At 61.6% G+C, this 12136-nt stretch carries 15 protein-coding genes; 4 read left to right on the top strand and 11 right to left on the bottom strand.

From position 1 onward, the window contains the following. The first annotated feature begins 93 nt into the window (after window positions 1-93). On the top strand, window positions 94-843 hold the full coding sequence (locus J7I85_RS07550) for an SDR family NAD(P)-dependent oxidoreductase (protein ID WP_214849003.1): 750 nt from the start codon (window positions 94-96) through the stop codon (window positions 841-843). Between the two features lie 802 nt (window positions 844-1645). On the opposite strand, the gene J7I85_RS07545 is transcribed toward J7I85_RS07550, so the two are convergent. From J7I85_RS07545 to J7I85_RS07520, 8 genes are all read right to left on the bottom strand, one after another. After that, window positions 1646-2149, bottom strand: a complete 504-nt coding sequence (locus J7I85_RS07545; protein ID WP_214848998.1) for a hypothetical protein — start codon at window positions 2147-2149, stop codon at window positions 1646-1648. A gap of 241 nt (window positions 2150-2390) precedes the next feature. After that, the gene (locus J7I85_RS07540) at window positions 2391-3302 is read right to left on the bottom strand and encodes an AAA family ATPase (protein ID WP_214849082.1); all 912 of its coding nucleotides are present in this window, start codon (window positions 3300-3302) and stop codon (window positions 2391-2393) included. Next, window positions 3289-4032: a Mu transposase C-terminal domain-containing protein gene (locus tag J7I85_RS24960; protein WP_251024055.1), complete on the bottom strand. Its 744-nt coding sequence runs from the start codon at window positions 4030-4032 to the stop codon at window positions 3289-3291. The genes J7I85_RS07540 and J7I85_RS24960 overlap by 14 nt, the downstream gene beginning before the upstream one ends. Next, entirely contained in the window at window positions 3996-4406 is a 411-nt protein-coding gene (locus J7I85_RS24955) for a transposase family protein (protein ID WP_308159421.1), read from the bottom strand. Before J7I85_RS24955 ends, J7I85_RS24960 begins: the two co-directional genes overlap by 37 nt. Continuing rightward, complete coding sequence (locus tag J7I85_RS24950) at window positions 4400-4681, bottom strand: helix-turn-helix domain-containing protein (protein ID WP_251024058.1); 282 nt, start codon at window positions 4679-4681, stop codon at window positions 4400-4402. Before J7I85_RS24950 ends, J7I85_RS24955 begins: the two co-directional genes overlap by 7 nt. A gap of 81 nt (window positions 4682-4762) precedes the next feature. Continuing rightward, on the bottom strand, window positions 4763-5335 hold the full coding sequence (locus J7I85_RS07530) for a recombinase family protein (RefSeq protein ID WP_214848995.1): 573 nt from the start codon (window positions 5333-5335) through the stop codon (window positions 4763-4765). Between the two features lie 379 nt (window positions 5336-5714). Next, window positions 5715-6677, bottom strand: coding sequence for an aldo/keto reductase (locus tag J7I85_RS07525; protein WP_214848992.1), 963 nt, complete (start codon window positions 6675-6677; stop codon window positions 5715-5717). Window positions 6678-6691: 14 nt separating this feature from the next. Next, entirely contained in the window at window positions 6692-7048 is a 357-nt protein-coding gene (locus tag J7I85_RS07520) for a hypothetical protein (protein ID WP_214848984.1), read from the bottom strand. 124 nt (window positions 7049-7172) lie between these two features. Between J7I85_RS07520 and J7I85_RS07515 the strand changes: the two genes are divergently transcribed. Further along, window positions 7173-7784 carry a TetR family transcriptional regulator gene (locus tag J7I85_RS07515; RefSeq protein WP_214848982.1) on the top strand — a complete coding sequence of 204 codons (612 nt, stop codon included), beginning with the start codon at window positions 7173-7175 and terminating at the stop codon, window positions 7782-7784. A gap of 1507 nt (window positions 7785-9291) precedes the next feature. Here J7I85_RS07515 and J7I85_RS07510 read toward each other — a convergent pair. After that, window positions 9292-9732, bottom strand: coding sequence for a helicase associated domain-containing protein (locus J7I85_RS07510; RefSeq protein ID WP_214848980.1), 441 nt, complete (start codon window positions 9730-9732; stop codon window positions 9292-9294). A gap of 317 nt (window positions 9733-10049) precedes the next feature. Here J7I85_RS07510 and J7I85_RS07505 point away from each other — a divergent pair, with 317 nt between their 5' ends. Next, the gene (locus J7I85_RS07505; protein ID WP_214848977.1) at window positions 10050-10298 is read left to right on the top strand and encodes a hypothetical protein; all 249 of its coding nucleotides are present in this window, start codon (window positions 10050-10052) and stop codon (window positions 10296-10298) included. Window positions 10299-10670: 372 nt separating this feature from the next. Continuing rightward, window positions 10671-10919, top strand: coding sequence for a helix-turn-helix domain-containing protein (locus J7I85_RS07500; protein ID WP_251024053.1), 249 nt, complete (start codon window positions 10671-10673; stop codon window positions 10917-10919). A 13-nt stretch (window positions 10920-10932) separates the two neighbouring features. On the opposite strand, the gene J7I85_RS24945 is transcribed toward J7I85_RS07500, so the two are convergent. Continuing rightward, a complete protein-coding gene (locus J7I85_RS24945) occupies window positions 10933-11190 on the bottom strand; it encodes a hypothetical protein (RefSeq protein ID WP_251024052.1) in 258 nt (85 codons plus the stop codon). A 422-nt stretch (window positions 11191-11612) separates the two neighbouring features. Further along, a complete protein-coding gene (locus J7I85_RS07490; RefSeq protein WP_214848975.1) occupies window positions 11613-12125 on the bottom strand; it encodes a hypothetical protein in 513 nt (170 codons plus the stop codon). Window positions 12126-12136 lie beyond the last annotated feature (11 nt).

Here is a 12136-nt window from a genome sequence, read left to right as displayed (position 1 = left end):
ACTTCGACGACACCTCAAGTAAGGACCTAGAAAGATGAAACGAGCAGCCCACAAGCCAACCGCAGGGCAGCAACGGACAAGCGGAGTCAACAGATGAGCCTTAAAGACCAAGTCGTTCTGGTAACCGGATCAAGCGGCGGAATCGGCAACGCAGTCGTCGACGCACTCACAGCCGAAGGGGCCCTCGTCATAGGTGCCGACCGCGCGCCGAAGGAGGGCCAAGAGCTGGCCGGCTTCTTCCCGCTCGACATCACCTCCGAAGAACAATGCGCCAGAGTCGTCCGCGACACCACAACGAAGTACGGGTGCATCGACGCACTCGTCCACGCAGCCGGGGTCCTGGGCCCCACGCCGGGCATCATGGAAACCACGACGGAAGAATTCGACTCCATCATGCGGATCAACGCCTCCGGCACCTTCTCGATGGTGCGCGAAACGGCACAGTCAATGATAGGGACCGGAACTCCAGGTGCCATCGTGATCCTCTCCTCCGTTGCAGCCAAAGAAGCGCGACTCAACTACCTGCCATATAACGCAAGCAAACTCGCGGTACTTCACATCATGTGGTCCTTCGCCGAGCTGCTCGGGCCCAACGGCATCTCGGTCAACGCCATCGCCCCTGGCCCGGTAAACACCCCGATGTGGGCACAATTCGCAAAAGACTCAGGACCGGACGCAGCAGCCAACCGGGCCAAGCGCGCCGCGCAGCTGCCGATGCGCCGGTTCGCCGAGCCCGACGAAGTCGCCCGCGCCATCCTTTTCCTAGCCGACCCGGACAACCGCTACATCACCGGCGTATCCCTGGATGTGGCTGGCGGCGCGCACCTCGGTATCGGAACCTGAGCAGCGAGGCTGGGTCCCAGGCCGCTACTCGGCCGAACAGGACATCCAGTAAACGTGCGAAGGGCAGGCCCCAGGAAAGCTTGGCCTGGTGAAGGTACTGATACGCCGTCTCGAGGCTAATTCCGTACACGGTGGCGAGGACGGATTTGGGAATTCCATCGGCCGCCCGCCGCACGAGCTCCGCGGCACGTTCCGGCGCGTTTTCTTCCACCCTTATAGGCGCCTCGCTGCTTCGCGAGTGGGTGGCCGACATGACCGGGTCGGATGAACCTTATGACCCCGCCTTTCTGGACATCCCGGCCGTGAACCGGGCACTGGCCGAGCAAGTTTGAGCCCATGGGTAGCGAGGGAGAAAGCCCGACGTGATGCCGCGGCGCGACCCCTTTTGGGGCTTCTCCCCCGACCATTTTCAAAACGCCGATACTTGACCTTTCGTCAACTGCCCGTTTCTAGTCCTTCTTCCATGAAATGCTTGAAGGAGCCCAAACACCATGACGTGCGTTGTTCCCACCCTGCGGCTTTCCCCCTATGCGGAGACTTGATCGAGGCGGTGCGCCCAGCCGTCGACCGCGCCGAAGAGAAGGAGGACGGCGATGGTCGTCCAGTGGGTCACGGGGTCGGCCTTAGCTGCTCCGGTGGAACAGCAGCGCTCATAGAGTGAGCCAGGTGAAACGCCAGGACGCTTTCCCGGCCATCGTATGGGCCGGCGCAGGGTGCGCTGGGTTGGTCACGGCTATAGCCTGCCTTCTCAGCGGCCGTCGTCTTCCACCCCTTGGATCCCGGTCGCCTTACCAGGGAAGCGCTACAGCTCCTGGTCCGCAGGCACCCGACCAATGCTCCACGCGGAGACTTTGCGGAGGTCGACCCTGGTGGCCTGCAGGTGCACATGGTCTCCGCCGGACAGTAGCAGGGGGCCCAGGAAATGGATGTACCGGTCTTGGGTTTTCAGCTGCGGGTTGGCGTTCGTTTCTGCCGCTGCCCGGTGCCGCTGTTCGTCCATTGCCGACTCCAAGGCATCGAGGGCGTCCGCGATGGCGGGACTGCCGGGGCGGATCTGGTCATGCTGCCGCCTTGCCCATGCCTGTTCGGATACGACCGATCCGGAAATGACGGTGCCGTCCGCCACCACGGTGAGCTCAATGGTTGTGTCCGGGTCACCTTTGAAGATCGGGGCCAGCAGCAGCGCCAGACGGGGATCGACGTCGTACCAGGATTGTGCTGCGAACCGCTCATGATGAGCCCTGAACTTCTCCTGGTGCTCCGCGTGCACCTTGGTGACTGTCTCGTGAGCCGTGCTATCTACCATGACTGGTCCCTTCCACGCGTTGACATCCCTTTGAAAGAGCTTAGATCCGAAGCTGCCCTGGCGGACTGGCTGTTCCGAGGTGATCGCGGTGGTGGCGGCAGACCCGGCACTACCTGACGTCTCTTGGTAGGACCACGCGTGGCGTCTCAAGAACTCAAGTTCTATGGGAAGGTGGTTAGTCCGCCGGGTTTGCTATCGGCACTGTGAATCGCAGAGCTATTTGGCCCGAAAAATGCACGGCTTAGTGGCCTATCAGGAGTGTTTCCCTGGCTGCGTCGACGACCTCGGGTGTGAGTGCGTCGAGGTGGTTGAGCGTTTGTATCCTCCGTATTTGGGTGAGCAGCCTGTCCACGAGACGGAAGTTTCCGCCTGTAATTCTGGCGATGGTCGCGACAGCGGTCGAGTACCCGAGGTTGTCCTCAGGGTTGCAGGGTCCTGAGGGCATGCGCTGGGTAAGTACGGCTGTGAGCTCTTCAGTGGTGAGTGGTCGGAACTCGTGGGCGAAGCCTATGCGGCTGTATAGCTGCGGGTAGCGGACCAGGCGTTTTTCGATTCCTGGCATGCCGATGAGAATCACCCCCATGTGGTGACGGTCGTAGTAGTCCCGCACCTGTTCCAGGCCTGTCGCTTTGAGCCGGTCGGCCTCGTCAATGATCAGAAGCTCGGTTCGGCCGCTGGAGCGGGACTGGGTGTGCACGAAAGGATCGATGACTCCATGTTCGGCGAAGTCCACCGCGTAAGAGATCTGCTGGCACGCGTTCGGTAGCCCTTGGTCGATTTGACGGACGGTTGCGGCGACGGTGGGTGTGTAAAACGCTGTCCGTGCTTCAAGGATCCTTTCCGGCACCGGCTCAACCCTCTCGGTGAGGGCAGCTTGCCAGATGTCCCATTCATCCACTGCTGCGTAGTGGCGGGCCGAGAGTGTTTTGCCCACTCCTGCCGGGCCCCAGCAGAGGCCTATGTACCTGTGGGTGCGAACAGTGTTGGCAAATTCGGTGAAGCGCCGGTGTTTTCTGGTGGCCAGGAAGGCTGGCTGGTCAGAAGGCGGTGGTGGGGCCGCGCTGTTTATCTCGCCTAGTTTGTAAGTGAGGAATCTGCTGCCGTCATCCTTTCCGTCCAAAAGGGTGCGCTTGCCGGGATCAATCGGTTTCATAAACACGCAGCTTGTGTCCTGGGATCGGTTCGGGAACGGGTGAGGCTTCAGAGGGGTCTTGCACCTCGGGCGTCGCGGGGGCGTAGCGGGTGTCGGCGGGCAGAGCCTCGGCCAGGCTGCGCCGCTCGCGCAGCTGGTGTTTGAGCTCGCGTTTCCGGTGGGCTCTGGCGTCGCGTAGCTGGTCCAGGGTGATGGACTCTGTTGCCAGTTCGGGGGCGATTGCCCGGCAAAGAAAGGTGTCGTGGAAGTAGACACGGATTTCTCCGATGTCCCGGGGGTCATAGCGGACGGTGACCTGTTCACCGACGTAGGCGGCCAGCACGGGAGAAACGTAGCGGGTGGAGGCGAATTGGATGCCGTCGCGCTGTACTTTCCTGGTCGTGGCTACGGTCAGCAGGAGCAGGTCGAGGTCTTCCGGGTGCGCGGGCATTCTGGGGATGAGCCCCGAAGCGGACCACCGCTGCACGGGCGCCTGATTCGTTGATGAATGCCGACGGTGGTTGTACTCCGAGACGATGAATGTCTCCAGGATCCTGTCGAGTTGCTGCAGGGTCAGTTCAGGTGGGCTGGTTGGCCGGCCTCGCGTGTGGTGCGGGATGTAGCCGGGAAGGTGCGGCAGGAGTTCTGTGGTGACGGTGCGGTAGAACCGTTCGATTTTTCCCCGGCCTTGCGGTACTCCGGGTCTGGAATGGATCAGTTGAATGTGGGTATCAAGGCAGACTCGCTCCAACCGGGCGGGGTGAAATCAGCGCCGTGATCGCTGTACAGCACGTCGGGCAGCCCCATGACGGGCCAGGACGGTTTCGCTTTTCCGCGGACGGCCTGGTGAAGCGCCAGGGCGGTCTGCTCGGCGCTGGGCGCTCCGATGAATACTGTGTAGCCGGCAACCGCGCGGGAGTAGTCATCGAGCACGACCGTGAGCCAAGGCCGCGCACCGCGGCCCTTAGAATCGATGACTTCGATGTCAAGGAGTGTGTGGTCGGCCTGCCATTGCTCGTTCGGGCGGCCGGCGTTGCGGCGATAAACCAGTTCAAAGGTGTCCCGATAGGCAGCGTCACCTTCGTGCGCGAGCGTTCTGAGGCCCGGATCGATGCCAGCTACCACTGCCCGGACTGTCGAATAGCTCGGGGCAGGGATACCACGGGCTGAAGCAATGTCGGCGATCCTGCGGTGAATGAATGCAGCTGTTGGTGCGGGACGGCGCAAGGCAAGTCCTTCGACCGCGTCGATGAGCTCTTGCGGGATCTCGCGCTTTCCCCGGTCAGACCGTGCAGGCGCTCCAGGCTGGCGACTGTGCCACCATCCCGGTACCTGGACATCCAGTGGCGGATGGTGCGGACTGGGATACCCGACTCGGCAGCCAGGCGGGTCAGCGGCATTCCTTCCTCGACATGCCGTCGCAGCAACATGGCGCGGTCCTCGGCTTTCAACTTAGGCCGCAACACCGCACGTTCCTTTGCTTACCGCACAGGCCCGGCGGACGGTGCCTGCAGGTGACGGTAGATCGTAGGCCGGGAAACTCCGAAGGTGTCCGCGATCTCCTGCACCGTGTGTTCCTTCGAGTCGTACATCGCCCGCGCCTGGGAGATCTTGGTCGCGGTCATCTTGAACTTTGGCCCGCCTTTGCGCCCGCGGGCGCGGGCGGCAGCGAGTCCATCATGGGTTCGCTCGACAATCAGATCGTGCTCGAACTCAGCAATTGCGGCGAGCATATGGAAAAACAGACGGCCGCCGGGTGTCGTCGTGTCAATTCCCTGCGACAGTGCACGCAGGCCAATGCCGCGCTGCTGCAGTTCCTCTGCGACCTGTTTGAGGTTGCGCACAGAGCGGCCCAGCCGGTCCAGCTTCGTAACGACCAAGGTGTCGCCGTCCCGGACATACTCAAGCACCTGGTCAAGTGCCGGCCGTCGGGCGAGGACACCAGAGGCATGCTCAACGAAAATCTTCTCGCATCCGGCAGCTTCGAGAACGTCCGTTTGTCCTTCGGGGTTCTGGTCCCTGGTTGATACACGCGCGTACCCGATTAAAGCCATGCTCAGATGTAACGCAAACGCCGCCTCCGATACATAGAACGCGGACACGGGTCATGAGACAGGACACGCCGGAACAGGAAGCAGTAGGCGACTCTGTTTCACGAACGGTCCTTCACGAGACGTCTCGTAAGAGCTACCCCCGATGCGAATTTCCACGGGCGGGGGTATATGCGACACCTCGAACGGGCACCCTGCAAACCGCACGTCAAGGCGGGGTTGTCGCGCTGAGGGACCGGTTTACGGACACCCTGCTTATAAACGCTGGGATGTTGTTAACTTCGAGCGGAGTGGGCGTTAAGCAAGCACTCCGCAGCGGGGCAAGCGAAGGCGCGGGGCCTGGTGTGGTCCCGCGCCTAGCGCCTTCATCGTTGTTCGGGTATTACTGCCAGTTCGGGTTCATGCCCTCGGGGTAGCGGGAGCCGAACCCTCCTTCGGGGAGGATTTCCTTGATGCGGGTAAGGTCGGCTTCGGTGAGGGCGAGGTCGGCGGCGCCGATGTTCTCCTCCACGCGCTTGGCGCTGCGGGTGCCAGGGATCGGAACAATGTTCTCTCCCTGGGCGAGGAGCCAGGCGAGGGCGAGCTGGGCGACGGTGGCGTCCTTAGTCGCAGCGAGTTCGGTCAGCTGGCGCGTGGCTTCGACGTTTTTCTCGAAGTTGCCGGGCTGCCAGCGGGCGTCCCAGCTGCGCATGTCGGACTCCTCGTATGTGGAGGCCGGCTTTGCGGTGCCGGTGAGGAACCCGCGTCCTAGGGGCGAGTAGGGGACGAAGCCGATGCCGAGCTCGTCCAAGGTCGGGAACAGGACCTCGACTTCACGCTCGAAGAGGGAGTACTCGGTCTGGAGCACCGAGACGGGCTGAACGGCGTGAGCGCGGCGCATGGTCTCGGGGCCTGCTTCGCTGAGGCCGAAGTACTTGACCTTTCCGGCGTCGATGAGCTCCTTCACGGTCTCGGCGACGTCCTCGATGGGGACGTTCGGGTCGACCCTGTGCTGGTAGAGGACGTCGATGTGGTCCATGCCGAGGTAGTGGAGGCTGTTGTCGACGACTTCGCGGATGTGCTCGGGTCGGCTATCGAAACCGTAGTCGGGCGTGAAGCCGAACTTCGTGGCAATGACCACGTCGTCGCGGAAGGTCTTCACCGCTTGTCCGACGACCTTCTCGTTCTCTCCCCAGCCGTACAGCTCGGCGGTGTCGAAGAACGTCACGCCCAGGTCGTAGGCGCGCTGGATGGCGGAGGATCCGCCTTCGGCGTCGGCCGCTCCGTAAGCCATCGAGATCCCCATCGAGCCGTAGCCGATGGCGGACGTTTTCAGGCCCTGGGTGCCGAGTGCGCGTGTCTGCATGATGTGTCCTTCTGTTATCGGTTGACGGACTGGTAGCGGTCCCACCAGGAGGCGATGGGTTCCAATGCGTTCTCGGTCCTGAACTTCTCGCTGAGGGGCCCGACGAAGCGGATGTCGGTGAGTTCCGTGGACTCGCCCCACATCTTTTGCCCGTCAGCGGTCAGGGCGAGGTGGCGGGCGATCGCTTCCTCGTTCTCGTACCGCTCGTGCTGCAGGATCGTCCCGTCAGCGCCGCGTGCCAAGGAGTACTCGAGGATGTACGGCTCTTCCTTCTCGGTAACGGGAAGCACCGTCGCGAGGTACTGCTCGAAGAGGTCCTGATCCAGGACGCGGTAGGTGAAGAAGACATCAATCTGATCAGTAGTTGGCATGACTTTTCCCTTGGTGAGTGAGCCGGGCGTTGCGGTCCTTGTTCACAGGCGCAACCCCGCGTGTGATAACAGTCTACGTCGTTTGTGTCAGTGGCTGTCAACCTGGACGTTGTATGCTCGTTGCATGAGTACAAGCAGTGGTGGGGTTGGGTTGCGGCAGCGCACCCGGGATGCCGTCCGTCAGCAGATCGCCGAGATTGCTCTTGTGATGTTCGACGAGCAGGGCTTCGACGAGACCACCGTCGACCAGATCGCAGCCGCGGTAGGTATTTCGCCGAGGAGCTTCTTCCGGTACTTCGCCTCCAAGGAGGACGTCGTTCTCGGCGACCCGATGATCTACGGTGAACCTGTTCGACAGCGCCTAGGCCAGGCCCTGGAATCGATGCCGGTATGGCAGGCCCTGCGGTCAGGGTTCGAGGCGGTAGTGGAGACAGTCGAATCGAACCCGGAATGGGCGTTGCGTGCAACGCGGGTGATGATCGGGACGCCTTCGCTGCGCGCCAGGAACACGGAGAAACACCTGGCCTGGATGAGCGTTCTCGTGCCATTGGTCGCCGCCGCCCTGCCCGGCCCCGAAGCGGAACGGCAGTACCACGCACGGGCAATCACCCTGTGTGCTCTGACCTGCCTCGACGTCTCCTCAGCAGAGTTGGTGCACCGCAACGGTGCCATCACGACCCGGGAGCTGCTCGATGAGGCCTTCCAGTTACTGAAACCCACAGCACTCGTCGACTAGAACCTATCCTGCAGGACTCTCACGGCGTCGAGCACACCGACCACCGTCAGGGACAGCCCGTAGAGGGATCCGCTTACGTGCTGGGTGGAGGGTGACAAATAGCGCTGCGAAAAGACGGCCATTTATCGCTGCGACTCACACTATCGGCACTGTCTCAAGAAGTCGGTCTCACCGCAGTGTCTCAGGAACGCCCTAAACCGAGACGAGACAAACGGAAGCCAGGGCCGTGAATTTGGGATATGCGCGGACCGACGCCAACGATCAGAACGCCACGATAGAGATTGCAACGCTCGTCGGAGTCGGCTTCGCCCGGAGTCATGCCGGGAAGTCGCTGGGAGTCTCGGCTGTGCCGCGCCTAATGTAGGGCTGAGTGCTGGCATAAGGGCGAGGGTTGGATCATGTCCTCTTCGATTCGCTCTTCCATGGATGTTCGAAGGAGGTCGCACCGTCATGGCCCTCACTGAACCACAGTCCTCGGCCCGTTCCGCACATCTAGGCCCGACCGAGGTCGTGCGCTGCTTTCCGGCACTGCACGGAAAGTCGGTGCCACAGGGCGGAGCGACGGCATGCGCTAAATTGGGGACTCTTACTCTGCGGACGGCGGCGGCACACGACCTGGTACAGCAGCAGAAATGCTCACGAAAGAGGGTGTGCACATTGTGCACACCCTGGGCTTCGGATTCGGTTGTACCGGCCTCGGACTGGGGCGGATTGGGGATGTTTTCGAAAGAGTGGCGGATTTGCAGGGGGAGCGGCTGGTTCGAGTCCCACCTCGGGCACGTGTTTTCCCTGTTCAGGGGCTTTTAGGCCTTTGAGTGTGCACTTATTGTGTTATGAAGGGCCCCTTCGGGGGCCCTTTTCATTGGTGGCCAGTGCCGTGCCTGGGTGCCTCCTTGCCTTCCTGGATGGACGGGTTGTTGTTCGTTACCAGTTCATGGACGTTCCTGGCTCTGCCAACATGACGTGCGACAAATTCGGTGCGAGGTTCTTTTCTAGGTCGTTGGTAGTTCACCGCGCTCCTCCTCTTCGACTCGAAGTAGTTTCCTGCCTCTTCATGGTGTCGGCGCCTGAGGGCTACATGATGTGTGACCAACCTGTAGGGAGAGCACTGTTGACCCTGGTTTTCTTTACGGGGGCTCTCCTTCTCGTGTCGTTGTAGGCACCGTGATTCGTTACTACTTCATAGCCGTTCGAGGACGTCTAGGCATGACCGCTTTTGACTGAAGCGGCGTTATTTTGTCCTGGCCACCCCACCGCGGGGTTTTCATGCTCCATTTGCCTGCTCCGAGAGGGTGGCGGATAGCCCGGTCTTACATCCGCATACCGTGAACGCTGGCTGGAGTCACGGAGACCGGCTCCCGTGAAAATTGACCAGGCCACTCAAACGGGGACGACTGCACCTGCAGACGAGCCGCGTATTCAGACATGGAACTCCTACCAAAGCAATCTGCGCCTCCGCATCCTTCCTGCCTTGGGAGAGCTGCCCGTGACTTGTTTGCGGAAGCAGTTAGCCGTTCTGCCGCGGTTTCCGTCCGCGACGGCGGCCGCTCTGCCATCCAGGCAGGGCCCGGTCCAGCGCCTGGACCTTCGCCTCGTCCAATTCGCCGCGGTGCAGTTCGGCCCGCTGATAATGCAACCACACACCCATATCATGTTCCAGACCTTCGACCGTGGCTTTGTGCCGGGGCCAGTCGTTGCCTGCGGCCCGGTAGTCGACCAGGGCAGCGAGCCGTTGCTGCCACCGGGACTCGTCCGCCTGGGGTCGTGGCGGCGTCTGCCAGCCCGGCAGCCCTGCGAGTCCGTCCCGGTACGCCTGGGCGAGGTTGTCGGCCCTGGCCTCCTCTCGCCTGCACTGCAGCCAAACGGCCAATGTCCGCTCGGCTTCGCTGGGGGAGTGCCGGGACGGGTACAGGCCCGTTTCCTGGACCAGGGAAACCAGTTGCTGCAAATGCGCTTCAGGCCCTGGGCGGTGACGTGGGCGGGTTTGATACCGGCGGCCGACTCGTGGTCGGATTCCAGCCCTGGTTCCAGCGTCCGGGCAATCCTCAGGTGGTAGTTCACCGTTGACGGCGCGGCTTCCACAGTGCGGCGATCCGGTCACGCGTCAGCCCTTTCCGGTACATCAGGACCCACTCCTGGTTCGGAGCCTTGCCCCGCCTCGTTGTCGCCACGAGGTCCATCCTGCCATTCGTTCCGCCACCCTCTCAGGGCGCCGGGGGCCAAGGTTTAGAGCGGCGTCATATACAGGAAGGTGAGGCACTATCCATGAGTGAATCAAGCCTGGAGCCGACGCGCAAAGGCTGGGTGGAAAAGGCCTACGACGCAAATGTTTTCACTATGCTGACAGTGGCACTGCTCGTACTGGTGGTGTATCCCTTGAACGACAGAGTGGGGTTTTGGCCTTCGCTGGTCATTATGGCTTTGGCCGTCGCTGCCGTGACGGTCTTGGTCGCGCTGCCTGTCATCCCCATCAGGAGGCGGCGTGGCGCTGGACGCGGAACTTGGGCTTTTTGAATGCGCCCATCGGGAGGTTGGGTCCGCGCTCAAGCAAAGATGGGTCCTCGGATATGCGAAAGCAGAATTTCGGCGGTTGCTTTTCCGAGCCAAGACCGGGGTCACTGGTCGCCTGGCCGGCCCCATCGAGATCTACTCCCAACTGCAGGCCATTGGTGAGCCCGTAAAGGCCCCATTCTCGGCATTCCCGCGAGGGAAAGTCATCACGCTCAGTACGGACAAGGGAACGGTGGAGTTGGCAGCTTCTCCCGCTAGTCTGGACCTGCTCGCCGAGAGGTGTTTGAGTGAGGGCTAGCTGGGACCCGTGGATTCTAGGAGCATTCCGGAGCGCCCGATGAGAGCGGCCCTGCACTTAGGATGGTCCGGTGTCCGATGAACCCAAGAAGCACCGATTCCTCCATCGACCAGGCTGCTGAAGAGCTGAACGTGAAGCAAAGCCTCATCCGGTCGCTGATCAGGAGCGGTGAGCTTCGCGTTGTCCAGGTCGGCGGCCGGGCCATTTGGCGCATCGGGGCCCACGACCTTGAGGACTATATCGCCGAGGCCTATCGGCGCACCGCTGAGCGCGTCGCTGCCGGCGAACTCAAGGACGACGGGGAGCTTGACGCGGAGCAGGCGTGATGCACCTCAAGCGTCACACGTACTCCGCCGACCTCCCCTGTCCACGGCGTATCGCTCGGGCCGGGCAGCAACAGATGAGCGAAAAGGTACCCCTGCTCAATGCAATGGGCAGGCCTTTGGAGTAGAGCACGACGTCGAACCGGCGTTTGTAGTGGCCCTGCACCAGGGTGACCTGGTTGGCGGCGAGCCAGTCGTCGGCGCTGAGGAGATGGATGGTCGGGTCGGCTTCGGTACCGTCTGAGTCGATGTTGCTGAGGCGAAAGCCGTCCACCGGATAGTTGTGGGCCCGGTGGTTCTCAGCGATGGCGTCGTTGGACTTGGGCGCAGCATCTCGGCAGTCGCCTGCTCAAGGTACTACGCGGGCACCGTAGGGTCGTCAATGGATGAAGGTCACCGGTGGTTAGGCGCGTTCCAAGGGATTGGTCGACGAGTTGTTTTCGTATACGCAGGCAGATAGGCCGAAGAGGGGCGGTCCTGTGGACCGCCCCTCTTCTTTCTTTTTCGCGCGTTCTTTCTTTTTCGCGCGCCCCAGGAAACCTGGATCAACCAACCAAACGAAACCTCGAACTGTCACAGACAGCGTGATCTATTCCCCAATCCCACAGGGGGTCTGTTGGCCGCCTGATTCCACCGGCCGGCTGACCGAGACGACCTACAATCCGAGCCACCAGACTGCCTTACAGCACGGCGCAGTTATGAAATCGAGAGGTTGGCGCTGACACTCCACTTTGACCAATCCGTCCAGATGCCTAGGTCTCTCGAGCCCTCCCGGATGGCAGCCTTGTGGAAGACTTCCTCGTCTCCAAGCTCTCCGTTGACGAGCGTTCGGACGTTGTTGATGATCAGCGTCTTGCCCGCCTCGACACGGTAGTTGTTCCATGACGATGCACCCAAGAAATCGTTGCCGTTGAAGGGAGGCCAATATGTGTAGTCATCTTCCCAACGTTCTTGCTTGATGAGCACGTCCCGGGCCTTCTCGCAGTGCACCTTTATCTTGTAGTTGACCTTCGTGACCTTGTAAATGGTGTACCCAGCAAATTGCGGCTTCAGTGCTTCGACCGTGCAGACGCGTTTGGTGGTGGCTGCCTGGGCCGGTGCGGCCAAGGCGAAGGGAATGGTTGTCAGTGCGAGCGAAGCCGCGGCTATGAGAGCAATCTTGCGGCGTGCAGTGCGGGATTTTTTTGTTGGTGTTGCTTTGGAAAACATGATTAACGCTC

Source organism: Arthrobacter sp. ISL-65 (assembly GCF_018613795.1).
In the GTDB taxonomy this organism is placed as follows: domain Bacteria; phylum Actinomycetota; class Actinomycetes; order Actinomycetales; family Micrococcaceae; genus Arthrobacter.
Note: the sequence above shows the minus strand (reverse complement) of the source record. Positions and strands in the feature narration are given on the sequence as shown.